General features: G+C 69.7%; 22 protein-coding genes. 15 read left to right on the top strand and 7 right to left on the bottom strand.

All coding sequences use genetic code 11. The annotated features are described in order from the left end of the window. Positions 1–9 precede the first annotated feature (9 nt). A complete protein-coding gene (locus OG302_RS05265) occupies positions 10–762 on the bottom strand; it encodes a sulfite exporter TauE/SafE family protein (protein ID WP_371525639.1) in 753 nt (250 codons plus the stop codon). Positions 763–985: 223 nt separating this feature from the next. On the opposite strand from OG302_RS05265, the gene OG302_RS05260 reads away from it, so the two are divergent. Together OG302_RS05260 and OG302_RS05255 are read left to right on the top strand one after the other, a co-directional pair. Then, positions 986–1,939: a LysR family transcriptional regulator gene (locus OG302_RS05260; protein WP_371525638.1), complete on the top strand. Its 954-nt coding sequence runs from the start codon at positions 986–988 to the stop codon at positions 1,937–1,939. A 64-nt stretch (positions 1,940–2,003) separates the two neighbouring features. Beyond that, positions 2,004–2,966 carry an ankyrin repeat domain-containing protein gene (locus tag OG302_RS05255; protein ID WP_371525637.1) on the top strand — a complete coding sequence of 321 codons (963 nt, stop codon included), beginning with the start codon at positions 2,004–2,006 and terminating at the stop codon, positions 2,964–2,966. A 131-nt stretch (positions 2,967–3,097) separates the two neighbouring features. Here the strand turns inward: OG302_RS05255 and OG302_RS05250 are convergent, their stop codons facing one another. Further along, complete coding sequence (locus OG302_RS05250) at positions 3,098–4,204, bottom strand: sugar ABC transporter substrate-binding protein (RefSeq protein ID WP_371525636.1); 1,107 nt, start codon at positions 4,202–4,204, stop codon at positions 3,098–3,100. A gap of 273 nt (positions 4,205–4,477) precedes the next feature. On the opposite strand from OG302_RS05250, the gene OG302_RS05245 reads away from it, so the two are divergent. Then, positions 4,478–5,692: a carboxylesterase family protein gene (locus tag OG302_RS05245; protein ID WP_371525635.1), complete on the top strand. Its 1,215-nt coding sequence runs from the start codon at positions 4,478–4,480 to the stop codon at positions 5,690–5,692. A 4-nt stretch (positions 5,693–5,696) separates the two neighbouring features. Here OG302_RS05245 and OG302_RS05240 read toward each other — a convergent pair whose 3' ends face one another. Next, positions 5,697–6,617 carry an MBL fold metallo-hydrolase gene (locus OG302_RS05240; protein ID WP_371525634.1) on the bottom strand — a complete coding sequence of 307 codons (921 nt, stop codon included), beginning with the start codon at positions 6,615–6,617 and terminating at the stop codon, positions 5,697–5,699. 79 nt (positions 6,618–6,696) lie between these two features. Here OG302_RS05240 and OG302_RS05235 point away from each other — a divergent pair, with 79 nt between their 5' ends. The 7 genes from OG302_RS05235 (at position 6,697) to OG302_RS05205 (ending at position 12,831) form a co-directional block, all read left to right on the top strand. After that, complete coding sequence (locus OG302_RS05235; protein WP_371525633.1) at positions 6,697–7,125, top strand: MarR family winged helix-turn-helix transcriptional regulator; 429 nt, start codon at positions 6,697–6,699, stop codon at positions 7,123–7,125. Positions 7,126–7,402: 277 nt separating this feature from the next. Beyond that, positions 7,403–7,606, top strand: coding sequence for a cold-shock protein (locus OG302_RS05230; protein ID WP_100598391.1), 204 nt, complete (start codon positions 7,403–7,405; stop codon positions 7,604–7,606). Between the two features lie 163 nt (positions 7,607–7,769). Next, the gene (locus OG302_RS05225) at positions 7,770–9,296 is read left to right on the top strand and encodes a DEAD/DEAH box helicase (RefSeq protein WP_371525632.1); all 1,527 of its coding nucleotides are present in this window, start codon (positions 7,770–7,772) and stop codon (positions 9,294–9,296) included. 67 nt (positions 9,297–9,363) lie between these two features. Further along, complete coding sequence (locus OG302_RS05220) at positions 9,364–9,942, top strand: TetR/AcrR family transcriptional regulator (protein WP_371525631.1); 579 nt, start codon at positions 9,364–9,366, stop codon at positions 9,940–9,942. A gap of 99 nt (positions 9,943–10,041) precedes the next feature. Continuing rightward, a complete protein-coding gene (locus OG302_RS05215) occupies positions 10,042–10,824 on the top strand; it encodes an oxidoreductase (RefSeq protein WP_371525630.1) in 783 nt (260 codons plus the stop codon). A 123-nt stretch (positions 10,825–10,947) separates the two neighbouring features. After that, entirely contained in the window at positions 10,948–11,517 is a 570-nt protein-coding gene (locus OG302_RS05210) for a TetR/AcrR family transcriptional regulator (RefSeq protein WP_371525629.1), read from the top strand. A 108-nt stretch (positions 11,518–11,625) separates the two neighbouring features. Then, entirely contained in the window at positions 11,626–12,831 is a 1,206-nt protein-coding gene (locus OG302_RS05205) for a GDSL-type esterase/lipase family protein (protein WP_371525628.1), read from the top strand. Positions 12,832–12,849: 18 nt separating this feature from the next. Here OG302_RS05205 and OG302_RS05200 read toward each other — a convergent pair whose 3' ends face one another. After that, entirely contained in the window at positions 12,850–13,584 is a 735-nt protein-coding gene (locus OG302_RS05200) for an ankyrin repeat domain-containing protein (protein ID WP_371525627.1), read from the bottom strand. Between the two features lie 119 nt (positions 13,585–13,703). Here OG302_RS05200 and OG302_RS05195 point away from each other — a divergent pair, with 119 nt between their 5' ends. Then, positions 13,704–14,858 (top strand): chitinase, encoded by a 1,155-nt coding sequence (locus OG302_RS05195; RefSeq protein WP_371525626.1) that lies wholly within the window; start codon positions 13,704–13,706, stop codon positions 14,856–14,858. 39 nt (positions 14,859–14,897) lie between these two features. Here OG302_RS05195 and OG302_RS05190 read toward each other — a convergent pair whose 3' ends face one another. Further along, positions 14,898–15,077: a hypothetical protein gene (locus tag OG302_RS05190; RefSeq protein WP_371525625.1), complete on the bottom strand. Its 180-nt coding sequence runs from the start codon at positions 15,075–15,077 to the stop codon at positions 14,898–14,900. A gap of 252 nt (positions 15,078–15,329) precedes the next feature. Here OG302_RS05190 and OG302_RS05185 point away from each other — a divergent pair, with 252 nt between their 5' ends. Further along, complete coding sequence (locus OG302_RS05185) at positions 15,330–16,166, top strand: endonuclease/exonuclease/phosphatase family protein (protein ID WP_371525624.1); 837 nt, start codon at positions 15,330–15,332, stop codon at positions 16,164–16,166. On the opposite strand, the gene OG302_RS05180 is transcribed toward OG302_RS05185, so the two are convergent. After that, the gene (locus OG302_RS05180) at positions 16,163–16,696 is read right to left on the bottom strand and encodes a winged helix-turn-helix transcriptional regulator (RefSeq protein WP_371525623.1); all 534 of its coding nucleotides are present in this window, start codon (positions 16,694–16,696) and stop codon (positions 16,163–16,165) included. The genes OG302_RS05185 and OG302_RS05180 overlap by 4 nt on opposite strands. A gap of 110 nt (positions 16,697–16,806) precedes the next feature. Here OG302_RS05180 and OG302_RS05175 point away from each other — a divergent pair, with 110 nt between their 5' ends. Together OG302_RS05175 and OG302_RS05170 are read left to right on the top strand one after the other, a co-directional pair. After that, positions 16,807–17,571, top strand: coding sequence for a class I SAM-dependent methyltransferase (locus OG302_RS05175; RefSeq protein ID WP_371525622.1), 765 nt, complete (start codon positions 16,807–16,809; stop codon positions 17,569–17,571). A gap of 110 nt (positions 17,572–17,681) precedes the next feature. Beyond that, positions 17,682–18,212, top strand: coding sequence for a GNAT family N-acetyltransferase (locus OG302_RS05170; protein WP_371525621.1), 531 nt, complete (start codon positions 17,682–17,684; stop codon positions 18,210–18,212). Here the strand turns inward: OG302_RS05170 and OG302_RS05165 are convergent. Beyond that, a complete protein-coding gene (locus tag OG302_RS05165; protein WP_371525620.1) occupies positions 18,199–19,203 on the bottom strand; it encodes a DMT family transporter in 1,005 nt (334 codons plus the stop codon). The two genes, OG302_RS05170 and OG302_RS05165, sit on opposite strands and share 14 nt — an antisense overlap. Before the next feature lie 230 nt (positions 19,204–19,433). Here OG302_RS05165 and OG302_RS05160 point away from each other — a divergent pair, with 230 nt between their 5' ends. Next, positions 19,434–19,832, top strand: coding sequence for a molybdopterin-binding protein (locus tag OG302_RS05160; protein ID WP_371525619.1), 399 nt, complete (start codon positions 19,434–19,436; stop codon positions 19,830–19,832). Positions 19,833–19,861 lie beyond the last annotated feature (29 nt).

The raw sequence follows: 19,861 nt of genomic DNA, 5'->3' as shown, positions 1-19,861 counted from the left end.
TTGAGGGTCTCAGATCGCCACGGCGACGGCCGCCGTCACCCCGACCACCACAATGAGCCCGCGCAGCACGGCGGGTGAGAGGCGGCGGCCCACCCGCGCTCCGATCAGACCGCCCGCGGTCGATCCGACGGCGATCACGCCCGCCACCGTCCAGTCGACCGTGGTCACGGCGATGAAGATGACCGCGGCGACGCCGTTGACGATGGACGCGAGGACGTTCTTGACGGCGTTCAGGCGCTGCAGGTCATCGCGGAGCATCGACCCGAACAGGCCCATGAGCAACACCCCTTGGGCTGCCCCGAAGTAGCCGCCGTAGACGCCGGTGACCAGGACGCCGGCCCACAGCGGAGCGCCGCCGTCCGCGCGGCCGCGCGCGTCGCGGTGCGCGAGCCACTTCTGGAAGCGGGGCTGCAGCAGCACCAGCGCGCAGGCGAGCAGGATCAGTACCGGCACCGCGGCACGGAACGTGTCGGCGGACAGCTTCAGGAGCAGGACCGCTCCCGCGACACTGCCCAGGAGCGATGCGAGGCCGAGCCTGATGAGCCGGCGCCGCTGGCCCTTGAGCTCGGCGCGGTATCCGTACGCCGCGCTGATCACGCCCGGGACGAGGCCGACGGCGTTGGAGACGTTGGCCAGCACGGGCGGGTACCCGAAGGCGAGCAGCGTGGGGAAGGTGATCAGAGTGCCGGAGCCGACCACCGCGTTGATGCCGCCTGCCGCGACGGCCGCGGCAGCTATGGCCACTGTCTCGAATGCCTGCATGGAGCGCCCTTCCCGGGACGGTCGGCGTACCGGGCAGCCCGGGACGGAGGGGTCTGATGCGGAGCCGACGGGTCGGCACCTGGCCCGGGCCGCCCGTCCTCCGGAGGACGGGCGGCCCGGGCCAGGTTGCCGCCCTGGGCCCGGAAAGATCGTCCCGCTCTCCCAACACCCAAGTCAATCCTCGGATTTCCTTGCAGACCCCCAAGCTGTAGCTTCACTGTCCATGACTCTCGACGACCTGCGCGTCTTTGTCGCCGTCTGCCGGACGGGCAGCCTCAGCGCCGTCGCCCGTGACCTCTCCTGTACGCAGCCCGCGGTCAGCCAGCACATCAGGCGGCTGGAGCGTGAGCTGGGACTCAGCCTGCTCGAACGCCACCGGCGCGGGGTCGTGCCCACACCGGCCGGGCTGCTCCTGCAGAACGCGGCGGCCGGCGGCCTCGGCGACATCGACCACGCCCTGCGCCGGCTGAGCGACCTGGTGCGCGGCGAGGCCGGATCGGTGCGGATCACCACCGGCGCGACCACGGTGCGGCACTTCATGTCCGACGCGATCGTCGCCTTCCGCCGCCGCCATCCCCAGGTGAGCCTCGAATTCGAGACCGCGCACTCCAGCCGCAGTTGCTTCGATGCCCTCATCGCTGGTGGCCTCGACCTGGCCTGGATCACCCTCGGGACCCCGGTGAAGGGCATCGAGCAACGCCCTGTCATCGAACTCCCGTGGGTCCTGGCCGTCCACCGCGAGGACCCCCTCGCCACGAAACCGCTGATCGCCACCGCCGACCTGGCCGGAATCCAGCTCATCGGGCTTCCGGAGAGCACGACCTCCCGTGCGCGCCTGGACGCCTGGTTCACCGAGCGCGCCATCAGCCCGGCCTCCGACACCAGCGTCGCCGACTGGGACACCGCCCTCCTGCTCGCCGAACTCGGCCTGGGCCACGCGATCGTGCCCGACCTGCCGGGCTGGCACGGTCCGGGCCACCCCGACCTGCGCCTGATCCCCATCCCGGAACTGCCCACCCTGTGGGCCGGCTGGGCCGTACGCCGCTGGGACGCGCTCTCCCCCTTGGCCAAGGCCTTCGCCGACACGGTGAGCCGCAACTGTCCGGGCGCACGTATCCCCCAACAGGCGTCGGAGCAGTCGGAGAAGAGGGAAGAGATTGTCAGTGGCCGTCTGTAGCGTTCAGTAAGTGGCCGACTACGACACGAGTCAGATGCTGGGGTCACCACGAAGGGGGAGTGTCATGGGTGTTGTCGAGGGTGGCGGCTGGGAGGGTTTCGGCCGGGAAGGCTGGCGTGATCTCGCGCTGGTCCGTGACCGCCTGGAGCGCGGGGCCGACCCTCATGTGTGGGGCGGCGGCCGTCCCCTGCACCAGGCGGCCGTGTTCGGCTCACCGGAAGTGGTCGCCGAACTGGCGCGCCGCGTCGATGACGTCGACGCGGCGGAGGAGGTCGGCACCGCCCTCTGGGCAGCGGTCCTGGCGGACCGCGCGGACAATGCCCGTGTCCTGGCAGCCGCCGGCGCCGACCCGTGGCGGATCGTGTTGGCGGACTGGTCGCCGGGCCGGCTCAGCCTGGCGGGTCCGACCCCGGGCCTCTTCATGGTTCCGGCCGGTGAGCGCGGCCTGACCCCGGCGGAGTCGGCCGCCGCGACGGAGGCCAGACGGCTGACCGCGGCCCTCGGCGACCTCCACGACGACGGCATGGGCCTGGCGTTCGTGGCCGGGATCGACGCGGCCGAGGCCGCGCGCCGCCTGGTGGCGGAGCCCTACGAAGACCCCGAGCTGGACGAACTCCTGGAGGACCCCTTGTCGTACGACATGGATGAGTCCCTGCGGATCGTCGGCGCCACCGAAGTCCCGGGCGGTTGCGTCGTCACCCAGCCGTGGGGCCACGCACCGTCGATGCCCGGGGTAGTGCGCCCGCTCTCCGCGGGCACCGTCTGTTATGGCCTCTATGCCAATCCCAAGAGCGGCGACCAAGGCAGCATCACCCGCGATGGAGTCATAGTGGGCTGGGACCTGCACCCGGGAGGCGGCCCCCACGAGGGCGACTCCTCGGCGGAGGTCCTCGCCGCCTACCTCTACCGCCAGAACGCCATCGCCTACTCCTGCGCCTACGTGGGCCTGCGGCCGACCGACCCCCGCGCCGTCACCGGCCCGCCCGACCTGTGGCTCAAGCTGCCGCGGCACGTCTGCGAGGACTGAGCGGCCCGGCCGACGCTCACCGGCACACCGCTCAGGATGTGGATGCGACCCGTTCGGCCGTTTATCCTCGCTGTTGTGAGCTTGCTATGCGGTCTGGGCTGGCGAATTCCAGCTCATCCTCCGAGCGGGGCTCAGCCCTTGAGGCCGATCGTCGCGCACGCCGCCTTGAACTCGGCCGTGCAGATCTCCTTGGTCTTGTAGATGCCGTCCTTGATGACCGTGGACTTGACGGTGTCCCGGGTCAGGGGGCGGACCGAGACCAGGAGGGAGGGGATCTTCTTCGTGGTGGCGTTCTCGGACCTGTCCCCGGCCAGGGCGTCGTACTCGACCATGCGGCCCTGGGCGATCCGGACCGCCATCTGTGCGGCGCCGACGGCCTCTTCGGGGTAGGGCTTGTACACGCTCATGTACTGCTCGCCCGTGACGATGCGCTGCACGGCCGACAGCTCCGCGTCCTGGCCGGTGACCGGCGGCAGGTCGGTGACGCCCGCGGCCTTGAGGGCCTTGATGGCGCCGCCCGCCATGCCGTCGTTGGCGGAGTAGACGGCGGCGATGTCGCCCTTGCCGATCGCGGTGATCGCGTCGGTCATGTGCTCGCCCGCGATCTGCGGCTTCCAGCCATCGGTGTCATACGTCTTGGCTATGACCACCTGGTTCTGGAGCTGGGAGAGCGCGCCCTCCTTGAAGACGGCGGCGTTCGGGTCGGTGGGCGCCCCGTTGATCATGACGATCTTGCTGGCCTTGCGGGCGCTGCCGAGCGCCTTCAGGATCGCCTGGCCCTGGACCTGGCCGACCAGCTCGTTGTCGAAGGCCACGTAGCCGGAGACGGGTCCCTCGGCGAGGCGGTCGTAGGCGATGACGGGAATGTCCGCCTCCTTCGCCTTCTTGACCGCCGGTGCGAGCTTCTTCGCGTCCACCGCGCTCACCAGGATCGCGTCGACCTTGTCGGCCACCATCTGGTCGAGCTGGCTGTTCTGCTTGGCGGCGTCACCCTCGGCGTTGGCGTAGACGAGCTTGCCCTTGCCGTTCGTGAGCTTCGCGACCTGCTTCGCGATGATGGGGTGGTCGAACTTCTCGTAACGGGCCGTCTCCGTCTCGGGCAGGAGCAGACCGACGGTGACCGCGTCACCCTTCCGCTGGTTCTGCGCTTTCCCGTCGTCCGAGCCGAGCAGGCTGCCGCATGCGGCGAGCGAGAGTGCCAAGGCGCTCACAGATACGGCGACGGTGGCTTCACGCATACGGGTTTTCATTCGCCCACTTCCTCGATCGGACCGCTTCGTTGTGGTCCGAGATGGCTGAAAGCCAACCCTGGAGTGTTCCCGGCGTCAAGGAGTCAACACATAACGAGATTGCAATGGAATATGCGTTTCAGTATTGAACTGTCCCGCATTGACACGTGACATCAGCGGCGGGACCGTGGCCGTTCATGACTCGTCAATGGTGGCGCTGTTCCGTGCGGGGGCGGAGACTTCGCCCGGTGCAGCCGTACTCACCACGGAGGGCGCCGACGCATGACCGAACCGACGATGATCCGCACCGGACCGATCCGCTACGCCACCGCCGAGCGCTTCGCCCGCCCACGGCCCGTACCGCACCCGGATCCCCACCCCTCCAGCCACCCCTCCAGCGGTGAGATCTGCCCGCAGCTTCCCTCCCGGCTCGACGCGGTGATGGGCCCGCCCCTGGACCGCCACCCACACGGCGAGGACTGCCTGAACCTGTCGATCACGACACCGGCCCGTGACGCCGGGGCCCGCCCGGTGCTGGTGTGGTTGCACGGCGGCGGGTTCAGCAGCGGAGCCGGGCTCCTGGACTGGTACGACGGCGGCGCGCTCGCCGCCCAGGGCGATGTGGTGGTCGTCGGCGTCAACTACCGTCTCGGCGCGCTCGGTTACCTCTGTCTCGACGGGGTCAGCGAGGGCAACCTCGGTCTGTACGACCAGCTGGAAGCGCTCCGCTGGGTCGGCGCGCACATCGCCGCGTACGGGGGAGACCCGGCCGACGTCACGGTGCTCGGCCAGTCGGCCGGCGCCCTGTCCATTCGCCTCCTCCTCGACCTGCCGGAGGCCAAGGGGCTCTTCCGCCGCGCGATCCTGCAGAGCGCCCCGCTCGCGCTCGCGGCCCGCCCCCGCAAGGAAGCCCAGGTCCTGGGCCGCCTCTTTGACGATTTCCTCGCCACGGACCCGTACACCGCTGACGTGTCCGCGATCCTGGCGGCCCAGCGGGAGACCGCCCTGGCCAACCTGAGCCGCTCCGGCAGCACGATGGAACCCGCGTTCACCCCCGTCGAGACCGAACAACCCGTCTCCTCCCACTCCTTGGAGGGGAACGTACGGGGCCTCGACATCCTCTACGGCTGGAACCTGGACGACATGACCGCGTTCCCCGGCGAGGGGGACGACGCGGCGGAGCTGACCCGCCTCGCCTACGAGGAACCCCTCGCCCTCTTCGGGGCCCGGGCGGCACGTGCCGGCGCCCAGGTGCACACGTACCGCCTCGACTGGCGCCCGGCGGGTTCACCCTTCGGCGCCACCCACTGCCTCGAACTCCCGCTCCTCTTCGGCTCGCGCGAGGCGTGGCGGGCGGCGCCGATGCTCGGGTCCGTGCCCTGGGAGGACGTGGACGCGCTCGGTTCGAAGCTGCGCACCGCCTGGCTCACGTTCGCCCGCACCGGGACGCCCGGGCGGATGTCCGCACCGCTGCACCAGGGGCGGGTGCCCGACTAGGGTCTTAGGAGCCGTCGTCGTCGAGGGGCTGCCATACGGCTCGGCCCTGCTCGGTGCGGACCCGTCCGAAGACCACGTCGGCGAAGTGGATGCCGAAGCCGATCGTGCCGGGCTCCTGGAGTTCCTCGACGAGGCGGTGGCGGAAGTCCGCGGACCGGACGGAGTCGTGGTCGGGGGCCGCGGACCACTCGGGGTGTCCGACCTGGACGGGGGAGTGGAGCGCGTCGCCGAAGGCGATGAGGCGCCGTCCGTCGGAGCCCTGCCCGCCCCTGGTGATGACGTAGGCGGCGTGGCCCGGTGTGTGGCCGGGGATGAACCGCACACGGACGCCGGGGAAGATCTCCTGGCCGTCCGCCACGGTCCGCACCTTCGGTGCCAGCGCGTCGAGCGTCTCCTTGCTCGTGCCGTGTGCCTCAAGGAGATGGCGTTGTGACCACTCGGGCTCGGCCACCAAGTAGTCGGCCCGGGTAAAGGCGGGGCTGTCACTGCCCGGTCCCGGATGCCAGGCCCAGCCGATGTGGTCGGTGTGCAGGTGGGTGAAGGCGACCGCTTCGATCTCCTCGGGCGCGCGGCCGAGCGCGGCGAGGTTCTCCAGGAGCGCGCCGCCCTGGATGGCGCCTATCGCGCTGCCCGGCTCGGCGGGGAAGGACCGCGGCCCGAAACCGGCGTCGATCAGAAGAGCGCGGTCGCCGTGCTCCACCAGCAGGCCGCCGATGCCCGCGGTGAGGTGGCCGGTCTCGTCCACGTACTCGGCGTGGGCGGCCCAGTCCGCGTCGGTGCTGGCCGGCAGCCAGCCGCGCGGCGTGAGCTGGACGGCTCCGTCCGGTACGTACGTCACCTTCGTCTCGCCCAGTCGCAGGGAACGGATGCCGGAGGGGCGGCGCAGACGTGCGGTCGCGGTGTGGTGCTGGGAGGAAGTGGTCATGGGGACGACTATATGCATCAAGCTTGAATCATTCAAGCTAGTAATATGCAGACTGGTTGCACTTGCTAGGCTTGGCCTCATGACGAACCCCGAATCGCAGGCCATCGCCGAGCGGCAGCTGTGCGGCCTGGTGAACGGGATGGCCGACCAGATCGCGGAGCACCTTCGTGAACGCGCCGTCAGGCTGGGGCTCACCGCTCCGCAGGCCACCGCCCTGCGTGAGCTCGCGGGGCCGATGACCATGCGCGAGCTCGCCGAACGCATGAGCTGCGAGCCCTCCAACGCCACCTTTGTCGTGGACAAGCTGGAGAAGCAGGCTCTGATCGAACGGCGCCCGCACCCCTCCGACCGCCGCGCCAAGCAGCTGGTGCTCACCCCGGAGGGTGTCGCGCTGCGCGAGCGGCTCCTGGGGATGCTGGGCGAGGACTCGCCCCTCGCAGCCCTCACGCAAAAGGAGCAGGACGCGCTGCGCGACCTGCTCCAGCGCGCCATTTCCCGCCCGAGGTGAGACCAGAGGTCCACAAATTTCCGCAATGTGGTGGGGGCCCGGGGCCGGTCGGGTGAAATCTGTAGAGCTTGCCCGCGCCGTGACGGCCATCTCGTGCTACTGTTGATCGTAGTTGCAGTTGTGGTTCCCATAAGACTTCAAGTGCCTTTGGTGGATCTATTCCGCCGGGCACTTTTGTATTTCCGGGAGAAGTTTTCCCGGACGGGGCAATCAACGTGGCGACGCCGGGGTCCGCACAGTGCGGGTCTCGGAGCTTGCCCCGAAGGAGATATTTAGTATGGCTACTGGCACCGTGAAGTGGTTCAACTCGGAAAAGGGCTTCGGCTTCATCGAGCAGGAGGGTGGCGGCCCCGACGTCTTCGCCCACTACTCGAACATCGCCACCCAGGGCTTCCGTGAGCTTCAGGAAGGCCAGAAGGTGAACTTCGATGTCACTCAGGGCCAGAAGGGCCCGCAGGCCGAGAACATCGTTCCTGCCTGACGCTGAAGCGTAAGACGACGCTGGTGCCCGCGCCTCACGGCGCGGGCACCAGCTCGTTGCTGTTTAAAGAAGTTTTGTCTTTTATTCGGCCCGTGCTTGCAATTCGTTCGGTTGAAATTCACCGAGAATTCCTCGATGCGTGCCATATCGAGGAAGGTTCTCCATGAACCGTTCAGCTCGCACGAACGACCGCTATTCCAATCCCCGTAACGGCGGCGGCTCCCGCGGTGCCAACCCCCGCAACGGTGGCGGCCGCCCCGGCAACCGCTCCGGCGGCCAGGGACGCCGACCCGCCGCCCCCCAGGGCGAGTTCGCCCTGCCGGTCACCCTCACCCCGGGCCTGCCCGCGGCGGAGACCTTCGCCGAACTCGACATGCCGGCCCCGCTGTTGAAGACGCTCACCGGCCTCGGCGTGACCGAGCCGTTCCCGATCCAGGCGGCCACGCTGCCGAACGCCCTCGCGGGCCGGGACGTACTGGGCCGCGGCCGCACCGGATCCGGCAAGACCCTCGCCTTCGGGCTCCCGCTCCTCGTGCGCCTCGAAGGTCGGCGCGCCGAGTCGAAGCGGCCCCTCGCCATGGTCCTCGTACCCACCCGGGAGCTCGCCCAGCAGGTCACCGAGGCACTCACTCCGTACGCCCGCTCGCTGAAGCTGCGTATCGCCACGGTCGTCGGCGGCATGTCGATCGGCAGGCAGGCCGGAGCCCTGCGGTCCGGTGCCGAGGTGCTCGTCGCTACGCCCGGACGCCTCAAGGACCTCATCGAGCGCAAGGACTGCCGCCTGGACCGGGTGAGCATCACCGTCCTCGACGAGGCCGACCAGATGGCCGACATGGGCTTCATGCCCCAGGTCACCGAACTGCTCGACCAGGTGCGCCCCGACGGTCAGCGGATGCTGTTCTCCGCCACGCTCGACCGCAACGTCGACCTGCTGGTCCGCAGCTACCTCCACGATCCCGTCGTGCACTCGGTCGACCCCTCCAAGGGCGCCGTCACCACGATGGAGCACCACGAACTGCACGTGCACGGTGCCGACAAGATGGCGACCGCCACCGAGATCGCGGCCCGCGACGGCCGGGTGATCATGTTCCTGGACACCAAGCACGCCGTCGACCAGTTCACCAAGCACCTGATGGGCAGCGGCGTACGTGCCGCGGCCCTGCACGGCGGCAAGTCGCAGCCCCAGCGCACCCGCACCCTCGCCCAGTTCAAGACCGGCGCGGTGACGGTCCTGGTGGCCACGAACGTCGCCGCCCGCGGCATCCACGTCGACAACCTCGACCTGGTGGTCAACGTCGATCCCCCCATCGACCACAAGGACTACCTCCACCGCGGCGGCCGTACGGCCCGCGCCGGTGAGTCCGGCAGCGTCGTCACCCTGGTGACACCCAACCAGCGCCGTGACATGAACCGTCTGATGTCCGCCGCGGGCATCAGGCCGCAGATCACCCAGGTGCGCTCCGGCGAGGCCGCGTTGAGCCGCATCACGGGCGCGAAGGCCCCCTCCGGGGTGCCGATCGCCGGCAGCGCGCCCAGCACGGAGCGCCCCAAGCGCGGCGGCGCCCCCTTCCGGGGGATGGGCACGCGTCCCGGGCAGCCCGGCCGCTCGGGCGGCGGCTCCCGCCGGACCGCCGAATCCCGCGAGATGGCGGAGGCCCGTAAGGCCGCACGCGTGCGTCGCGCTGCCTGAGTGCCGTCCTGAGTACCGCCTGGACCGTTCTTGACCTACGGGTAAAGAACGGTCTAGGCTTCTGATCATGGGAAGGCCAAAGCAGTTCGATCCGGACGCCGCCGTCGAGCAGGCCATGGACGTGTTCTGGCGCAAGGGATATGCCGCCACCACGCCCCAGGACCTCGTGGACGCGCTCGGCATCGGCAAGGGCAGTCTCTACAACACCTTCGGCAGCAAGCACGCCTTGTTCGAGCAGGCGCTGCGCCGCTACCGCGACAGTCAGGCCGCGGCTCTCATCGAGATGCTCGAGGAGTCGGGACCCGTGAAGGGGCGGTTGCGTGCGGCGCTGTGGCTGCTCGTCGAGATGGATCTCGCCGATCCGGACCGGCGCGGCTGCATGGCGGTGAACACCGCCGCGGAGCTGGCCGGTACGGATGAGGTCGCGACCGATCTGGTCCGGCGTATGTTCGACCGCACCGAAGAGGCCTTCTCCGCGCTGGTGGAGAAGGGGCAGCGAGCGGGGGAGATCGACCCCGCCCGTGACGCTCGCGCCATCGGGAGTCTGTTGCTGACCACGGTCGTCGGTCTGCGGCTGATGGCACGGGTCGCGGAAGGCCCGGAGCGTCTGGCCAGGGTGATCGACGCGATGGTCGACTCCCTCTGACCTTTCCGGCCCGTTTTTTTCTGGGTGTTCCTTGATGCTGGTGTGTACCCAAATTTTGTACCTGTAGGTCAAAAATATGTCTGAAGGAGCTGGGGAAGCATGAAGCTCGACCTCGATGGCAAGACCGCCGTCATCACCGGTGCCAGCCGCGGTATCGGCCTGGCCACCGTCAAGGTGCTGATCGACGAGGGTGTGCGTGTCGTGGGCGCGGCCCGCACCATCACCCCCGAACTCAAGGAGTCGGGAGCCTTCGCCGTGTCGGCCGACCTCGGTACCCCGGAGGGAGTCGCCGCCCTCATGGACGGCGCCTTCACCGAACTGGGCGGCATCGACCTGCTGGTGAACAACGTCGGTGGCGGTGATGCCGTGGAGCCGGTCGGTTTCCTCGACACCGACGACGCGCAGTGGCAGGGCGTCTTCGACCTCAACCTGCTCAGTGCGGTCCGCGTCAGCCGCGCCGCACTGCCGAGCCTGATCGAGCGCCGCGGTGCGATCGTCAACGTCTCCTCCATCAACTCCCGCCTCCCGGCGGCCGGTCCCGTCGCCTACAGCGCGGCCAAGGCCGCACTCACCTCCCTGGGCAAGTCGCTGGCCGAGGAGTTCGGGCCGCGGGGCGTACGGGTCAACACCGTCTCGCCCGGCGTGGTGCGCACCGCCATCTGGGAGGACCCCGACGGCTTCGGCGGCAAGGTCGCCGCCGGGTTCGGGGCCGAGCACGCGGAGTTCCTCACGCAGATACCGACGGCGTTCAACATCACCAGCGGGCGGATCACCGAGCCCCGGGAGGTGGCGTCACTGATCACGTTCCTGCTCTCGGACGTGGCCGGCAACGTCACCGGCGCGGATTACGTGATCGACGGGGGCACGGTCAAGACGGTCTGAGGTCTGGAGGGGCCGGGGGGTGGGGAGTGGCCTAGGGGTACTGCCTCTTCCTGTGCGGCTAGCTGATTTGCCTAAAGGTATTAGGCAGCTGCATAATCAGTTATGCCGAAGAGGAGGAAGGGCATGGTTCGCGCAGGACTGACCGTGGAGCGCCTGGCGCAGGCCGGGGCGGAGCTGGCCGACGAGGTCGGCTTCGAGCAGGTGACCGTCTCGGCGCTCGCCAGGCGCTTCGACGTCAAGGTCGCGAGTCTGTACTCGCACCTGAAGAACTCGCAGGACCTCAAGACGCAAATCGCCCTCCTCGCCCTGGAGGAACTCGCCGACCGGTGTGCTGCCGCGCTGGCCGGGCGGGCAGGGAAGGACGCGCTGACCGCGTTCGCCGACGTCTACCGCGACTATGCCCGGGAGCACCCCGGCCGCTATGCCGCGGCCCGGCTGAGGCTCGACCCGGAGACGGCCGCCGCCAGCGCGGGCGTCCGGCACGCACAGATGACGCGGGCCATCCTGCGCGGCTACGACCTGACGGAGCCCGACCAGACCCACGCGGTCCGGATGCTGGGCAGCGTCTTCCACGGATACGTCAGCCTGGAGATGGCGGGCGGCTTCAGCCACAGCGAACCCGACTCGCAGGAGACGTGGTCACGCATCCTGGACGCCCTCGACGCCCTGCTGCGGAACTGGCCCGCGTCCTGACCTGGGTTCGACCGGGGCCGGACCTGGCCGACTCCCGTGGGGGCGGCGGCGTATCGCCGCATCGGCGCCTCCCGACAACTCAGACACCATGATCAGCAGGCGGAGACCATGCACACCGATCACACCGAGCACGACGACTGGATCACCACACCCATCACCGAGGACATCCTGCGCGGCGCCCTCGACCTGGAGCGCACCGCGCACGGCGTCCTGCCGCACCGGCTGCCCGCACGGGCCCGCGCCCAGTGCGCAGACGGACAGCTGGCCATGGCCGAGTCCCAGCCCGCCGGTGTACGCCTCGTCTTCCGCACCCGGGCCACCGCGCTCGAACTGGACACACTGCCCACCAGGCGCGACTACGTGGGTGCCCCGCCCCGTCCGGAGGGTCTCTACGACCTGCTCGTGGACGGCCGCCTGGCCGGTCAGGCCTCCGTGAGCGGCGGCAACACCCTGATCATCGACATGGCTGCCGGGACGTTCGAGAACCGGCCCGGCCCGGTCGGCACCCTCCGCTTCGCCGAACTGCCCGACGGCGCCAAGGACATCGAGATCTGGCTGCCGCACAACGAGACCACCGAACTCGTCGAGCTGCGCACCGACGCGCCCGTCGAGCCCGCACCGGACCGGGGCCGCAAGGTGTGGCTGCACCACGGCAGCTCGATCAGTCATGGCTCCGACGCCGCGAGCCCCACCACCACTTGGCCGGCGCTCGCCGCTTCCCTCAGTGGTGTGGAGCTGATCAACCTCGGGCTCGGCGGCAGTGCGCTGCTCGACCCGTTCACCGCGCGCGCCCTGCGGGACACGCCCGCCGACCTGATCAGCGTCAAGCTCGGCATCAATGTGGTCAACGCCGACCTGATGCGTCTGCGCGCCTTCGGGCCCGCCGTCCACGGCTTTCTCGACACGATCCGTGAAGGCCGTCCCCGTACGCCGCTGTTGGTCGTCTCGCCGATCCTGTGCCCCATCCACGAGGACACGCCCGGCCCCAGCGCGCCGGACTTCAGCAACCTCGGATCGGGGCGGCTGCAGTTCCTCGCCATGGGTGATCCGGCGGAGCGCGCGAGCGGGAAGCTGACGCTCGGTGTCATCCGCGAGGAGCTGGCCAGGATCGTGGAGCAGCGGGCGGCAGAGGACCCCCACCTCTACTACCTCGACGGGCGTGAGCTGTACGGGGAGGCGGACTCGGCCGAGCTGCCGCTGCCCGACCAGCTCCACCCGGACGCCGACACGCATCGGCTGATGGGCGAGCGGTTCGCCAAGCTGGCGTTCGAGACCGACGGTGCCTTTGGCGGCATCGGCGCCTTCGCGGGCTGAGGGGCCCCAAGCCGTGGCTCACCCGACGTCGGCGCGCGCCTTGGCTCCTTGGACGAGCAGCCACTGGACGACGTCACCGGCGTCCTGCGCGCGGGCGACGTCCAGGGGTGTCATGTCGTCGTAGCCGATCCAGTTCACGTTCGCCCCGAGCTGCAACAGGCGCTCGGCAGTGGGGAGTTGGCCGCCGTGGCAGGCGCCCCAGAAGGCGCTGGTGAGCTCGGAGGCGGTGGGGGAGTCCGGGGCGGCGAGGAACGCCTCCACCTGGTCGAGCAGGCCGAGGGTGGCCGCGTCCTGCAGGTCCGCGCGGGCGCCGTGCTCCAGGAGTCTGCGGGCTGCCCGCCACTGGCCGAAGCCGCGCGCGTCGGCGAGCGGGGTGCCGCCGCCGATGACGGCACCGGACGCCTCGATGTCGGCGCCCGCGGCGATGAGGGCGTCCACCGCGATGATGTCGTCGTTGCCGGCGGCCCAGTGCAGAGGCGTTTCGGAGTGGGCTCCGACGAAGCGGGCGTCGGGGTCGGCGCCCGCGGCGGCGAGGGTGGCGATGACCGCATCGGCGCGGGGGTGGTGGCCGGGCCAGTCGGTGGCGATGTGCAGGAGACTCCGCCGGCCCGCGGCGGGACCGTCCTGACTGATCCGGCTGGTGGCCAGTGCCGGGTGGTCGGCCAGGAGCTTGCGGAGCGCGGGGATGTCGCCCTTCCGGATCGCCTCGGTCACCGAGACGGCCGACGGATCGGTGGAATCGAGGATGTCCATGAAGGGGCCTCCGGCTCGATCGACTTGGTCCAGACCTATTGACGGAAGGTCTGGACCTCTTTACGGTGTGGCGCGTCGCACCACTTACGTCTCCAGGCACCACAGTCCAGGAGGTAAGCGTGTCATCCCGAACCTCTCCCCAGGCCCCTGCCCCGCGCCGTGCACCCTCCCGTCTCCTGGCGGCCGGTCTGGCGATCGCCTTCAGCGTACCGGTGCTCGTCGGGGTGGCGCCGAGCACCGCGGCACCGCAGGACAGCCGCGACGCCTCCCGGGCCGCGCGGGTCGCGCAGGCCGCCCACGATGCCCTGGGTGCCCAGGACGAGACGTGCGCGGTCAAGTCGAAGCCCACCGGGAAGGTGCTCCAAGGCTACTGGGAGAACTGGGACGGATCCGCCAACGGCGTTCACCCGCCCTTCGGTTGGACCCCGATCACCGACACCCGCATGCGCGACCACGGCTACAACGTGATCAACGCGGCGTTCCCCGTCATCCGCTCCGACGGCACCGTCCTGTGGGAAGACGGAATGGACTCCACGGTCAAGGTCGCCACCCCGGCCGAGATGTGTCAGGCGAAGGCGAACGGCGCCACGATCCTGATGTCGATCGGCGGCGCGGCGGCGGGCATCGACCTCAGCTCAAGCAAGGTCGCCGACCGCTTCGTCGAGACCGTGGTGCCGATCCTGAAGAAGTACAACTTCGACGGCATGGACATCGACATCGAGACCGGCCTCGTGGGCAGCGGCAACATCAACCAGCTCTCCGCGTCACAGGCCAACCTCGTCCGCATCATCGACGGCGTCCTGGCCAAGATGCCGTCGAACTTCGGCCTGACGATGGCCCCCGAGACGGCGTACGTCACCGGGGGCAGCGTGGTGTACGGCTCGATCTGGGGCGCGTACCTCCCCATCGTGAAGAAGTACGCGGACAACGGCCGCCTCTGGTGGCTGAACATGCAGTACTACAACGGAAGCATGTACGGCTGCTCCGGCGACTCCTACTCCGCCGGAACCGTGCAGGGATTCATCGCGCAGACGGACTGCCTGAACAAGGGCCTGGTCGTCCAGGGCACCACGATCAAGGTCCCTTACGACAAGCAGGTCCCAGGCCTGCCCGCACAACCGGGCGCGGGCGGCGGCTACATGGCCCCGAGCCTGGTGGCCCAGGCGTGGAACCACTACAACGGAGCGCTGAAGGGTCTGATGACCTGGTCCATCAACTGGGATGGCTCGAAGGGCTGGACGTTCGGCGACAATGTGAAGCGGCTTCAGTCGTAAGCTGGTTGAGGCTGCGGCGCGCAATGCTGCGGGGCGGGATCAGACGCGCTTGGGCGGGGACAGGGTCGTCATGTCCAGCGGGCCCATGGTGACCACCGATTCGGAGACCCCTGAGGTCCAGACGGTGTCACAGACGGTGCAGGTGAAGCGGTTGGAGAGGCCGTCGGTGTGACGGCCGCATCGTGGGCACTGCTCCGTCGTGAAGTATGCGTCTGCCATGGCTGTATACCCGTCACTAGGCCTTCCGTCCGATCGCGTCGCCAGATCCCGCTGTCAGTCCTGAACAGTTCTGCATGCTCGCAGGCGCAGGGGGCCGGGAGAAGTCCGGCCCCCTGCGCCGCCGTGCACGACGGGCGGCAGAGCAAGTGAAACTCACCAGGACGAGGTCCGAAAGCAAGTTGAAGGCGGAACGTCCCATTAACCTCATGCGTGGAGACGTCAGATGTCACGTGCATCCACACTGAGGAGGCGATGGTGCTCGGAAGGAGCACACGGTTGGTCGCGGGAGCCATGGCCCTGGCCTGCATGATGCTCATCGGCCCCAGTGCACCGAGCGACGCGCTCTTCGCGAGGCCTCCCGTCGAGCCCGTCCGGGATGTCGCGCCGAACCGGGTCATGACGTGGAACATCTGTAACCCCTGCGCCGAGAGCGACGTCGACCGGGCCGCGGAGATCGCCAGGCATGCGCCGCAGGTCATCGGCCTGCAAGAGGCGTGCGTGGGTGACGTCGAGAGGATCCGGGACTATCTCGAGCATCTGCACGGGCTGGTCTACCACGTCGAATACGGTTCGGTGCTGCGCAGTTGGGGCCGTTGCGGGGGAGTGCCGTGGAGTCCGGGAGGCTTCGGTCAGGCGGTCCTCTCGGCGGCACCGATGACGGACCGCGTGAACGTGGAGTACCCCGACGGCGGGTCCGAGGACCGTGGGTACATGGGGGTCACCACGACCGTGGGCGGCCGGTCCGTCCGGGTCTTCATCACGCACCTCGCCCAACGACAGCAGGAGGCCGTCCGGGCCGCCCAGGTCGAGGTGCTCGCCGCGGCCGTCGCCCGGCACGACCGTGCCATCGTTCTCGGCGATTTCAACGCCGTGCCGGAGTCTCCCGAACTCGCCCCGATGTGGAGACTGGCCACGGACGCGGACCCCCAGTGCCGTCCTTCGCTCGCCGGCACGTGCCATCCGACCACCGACTGGCAGAGCAAGTTCGACTACGTCTTCCTGCGAGGCATCAACCCGCTCAGGCACCGCGTGCAGCTCACCTCGTACTCGGACCACGACATGCTGCTCGCCGACTTGAAGCCCATCTAGCGTGAGCCTGGGGCCGAAGAGGCGTCCGCCGCTTCCCGTGCGGCGATCAGCGGTCCCAGTAGCCGGGTTCCCGTCCCCACCTTGCCGCCGGGGCCGGGAAGCTGGGTCGTGTCGGCCACCGTGAGCGGCTCCTGGCAGGCTTCGCAGGTCATGACCGGCGTGGTGACGTGCCCGCAAGCGTCATGGCGGATCTTCGCCGGGGGGCCCGCGGGTCCCGCGTACCACTTGTCGCCCCAGGCCATCAGGGCCAGCAGGACGGGGTAGAGCTCCTGGCCCTTCTCCGTGGCCGCGTACTCCTCGCGGGGCGGGCTGGCCTGGTACCGCTCGCGCGTCAGTACGCCTTCCTCGACGAGCCGCGCCAGTCGCGCGGCGAGGACCTTGCGGGACAGGCCGAGGTCCTCGGCCAGCTCGTCGAAGCGGCGGATGCCGACGAGGACGTCGCGCATGATCAAGGCCGTCCAGGCGTCGCCGAACAGGTCGGTCGCGCGGGCGATCGAGCAGGCGACATCGGAGAGAGGGGTACGGGTCACGCTTCCACCGTAAAGGCCTTGGGTTCCCTCAGGGAACTCGGCGGTGCTAGGTTTCTTGAGGGAACCTGATCCTGACCCTGGTCCTGAACCTGATCGTCGAGGAGCCTGCCATGACCGCCGCCCCGCTCATCGCACTGGACTCTGCCTCGGCCGTCGACGGCCGCCACATCCGGGCCGTGACCTTCCAGAACGTACGCATGGAGTATCTGGGACGCGTGCTCGGGGAGCTGGACCTCGCGGCGGCAGGCAGCAGGGCGCTCGTCGTGGGCAGTGGACGCGGCGTCCTGGCCCGCGGCCTCTCCCGGCTCGGGTTCGAGGTGGTCGCCGTCGACCCGTCCGTCGCCGCGACGGCTCTCGCCACGGACGCGGACGAGGGACTCGGCATCACGTACGGGACGACACCCGCCACGGAACTCGACTTCCCGGACGGTTCCTTCGACCTCGTGTACTGCGCCGACACCCTTGAGATCACCGAGAAGCCGGACGCGGTCCTCGCGGAGGCGGCGCGTGTGCTGCGCCCCGGCGGCGCCTTCGTCTACGACACGGTGAACCGCACCCCCGTGTCCCGTCTCATCTACCTCGGCGCCTTCCAGGCCTTCCCGGGCACACGCATCATGCCCCCCGGCCGCTATGCCGCACAGCGTCTGCGCCGCCCGGAGGAGCTCGCCGAGGCCTTCGGCCGGGCAGGGCTCTCGACGCGGGGCGTCACGGGGTTCAAGCCGCGCAACGTACGGAGTCTGGTGCGGGCGACGCGCGGCCGCAGGCGCGGCACGCTGACCGACGAGCAGCTGCCGGAGCTGGTCGACATGGAGCTCGAACCCGAGGGCACCAAACCGCTGGTGACGTACTTGGGCCACGCGGTCCGCCGCGCATAGACGCGGCCCCGGCCCGCGCCGGATCCCGTCCTGCGGTACGACGACATGGCCCGCCGAACGATGAGGCGGCGGCGGGGCCGGCGCGGGACGTGACTGCGTACGATGCGCCGATGATCGACAGCAGCTATGTGGCACAGGGACCGCGGGTCGCCATACGCCGCCTGAGCCGCTCGGACTTCGCGGAGATCCATGCGCTGCGGGAGGAGAGCGCACCGATGCTCGCTCGCTGGCTCGGGGTGCGGGAGAACACGCGGGAGGCGTTCGACAGCTCCCTGGACCGGTTCGAGCAGCCCACGCGTGAGGGCCTGGTGATCTGCCTGGCCGGCACCGGGCAGATCGTGGGCGGTGTCAACATCAACGACATCGTCAGGGGGACGCTGCAGAGCGGCGTGCTGGGTTATACCGCGTACGCGTCGACGGCCGGACGGGGCTATATGACCGAGGGGCTCGGGCTCGTGGTGCGCTTCGCCTTCGACGAGTTGGGCCTGCACCGGCTTGAGGCCAACATCCAGCCCGGCAATCTCCGCTCGTTGAAACTGGTCGAGCGCCTGGGGTTCCGGCGCGAGGGCTACTCCCCGGCCTTCCAGCACATCAACGGTGAGTGGCGTGACCACGAGCGCTGGGCGCTCACCGCTCAGTAGGACCGTCCACCCGCTCCGAAGCCGCGGTACGCAGCGCGCTGCTCGAAGCGACGACCCGGCCCGTCCGGGAGCCCGAGAGCGCCGCGAGCGCGACCGCGGCCAGGGCGAGCACGACGCCCGCGACGGTGGCCGCCGTGACGTGGGTGTCGCCGTGCGGCAGCAGCAGGTCGAGGGCGAGCGAACCGACCAACTGACCGGTGATCGTGCACAGCCCGAGCAGCAGGACGCCGAGCTTCTGGACCGTGGCGACCGCGATGGTGATGAACGTGATGCCGACCAGGCCGCCGAGATAGAGGTACGGCTCGGTCGGCAGGCGGGACGGAACCCCAGCGGCCACGGCGTGCACCAGGAAGATCACGGTCAACGCGCCGGTACCGGCGACGAAGTTGAAGAACGTCCCCGCGTACGCGGACCCCGCGGCGTTCTTCACGTGCCCGTTGACCGCCTGCTGCCAGCTCACGCACACGCCCGCCACCAGCGGCAGCACCAGCATCAAGTACGGGAATCCGCCGCCCAGTTTGTCCGCCATCGACAGGCCCACGGCCGCGAGCACGAGCACCGCACCGACGACTCTGCGCCGCGTGGGCCGCTGCGGTCCGGCAGGACCGAGCCCCATCCGGTCGAAGAGCAGGCCCCCGGTGACCTGGCCCGCGACGATCGCGACCGTGAACAGTGCGACCCCCAGAGCACCGACGGTCAGCCCCTGCGCGAGCAGGAAGGCAGCGCCGCCGAAGCCGCCGAGCACCTGCCACCACTTGAGCCGCCTGCCGCGTACGTCCGCGAGCACCAGGCCGACCCCGCGGCGCGGCCCGCGCAGCACGAGGAGCCCGAGCGTCAGGACCACGAATCCCGAGCCGAACGAGATCACCGCGGCGGTGAATCCGTCGCCGCCGAGCCCGGCGGCGAGCTCACCGGTGATGCGCGCTTGCAGGGATATCAGGGTGCCGGAGAAGACGGCGAGGAGCAGCCAAGGGGCCGCGGTGGCGGGCATGTGCGGACAACCTCTGGGGAATCGGTGCCGGGCTTCGGTGGTGGGTTCCGGTCCTGGGCTTGGGGGCTTGGCTTCGGTGGTGGGTGGGGCTCTCAGCAGTTCCTTTCTAACTGATCACGGCGTCGGCGGGCAGGGCGGGACCGGATGACGAGACAGCGCCGGGCGGGGCAAGGGGCGCCCGTGGCCGTAGATCCGCAGGCTGTGCACGGCACGGGCCTAGAGTGCGGTGTGTGGCGTCGTACAGCATTGGGCAGGCAGCGAAGCTCCTTGGCGTGAGTTCGGAGACCGTCCGGCGGTGGGCCGACTCCGGGCGTCTGGGCATGGACCGGGAGGGGCCGGGGAACCGGGCGATCGACGCCGTCGGTCTCGCCGCGTTCGCGCAGGAGCGGGCCCAGGGGATGCATCCCCTGCCGGAGAGCCCGGTGGCCACGTCCGTACGGAACGCGTTGGTCGGGATCGTGACCCGGGTGACGCTCGACGACGTAGCCGCCCAGGTCGAGATCCAGTCGGGACCGCACCGGATCGTCTCGCTGGTGACGCGGGAGTCCGTCGAGGAGCTCGGCATCGAGGTCGGTATCACGGTCACCGCGCGCGTGAAGTCGACCAACGTACATATCGACACCCCTTGAACTCCTGCCCCGGTGCGCATCAGCGGCAC

Origin of the sequence: Streptomyces sp. NBC_01283 (assembly GCF_041435335.1) — a bacterium.
Lineage (GTDB): Bacteria > Actinomycetota > Actinomycetes > Streptomycetales > Streptomycetaceae > Streptomyces.
The sequence above is the reverse complement of the archived record's forward strand: the minus strand, read 5'-3'. Positions and strand labels throughout refer to the sequence as shown.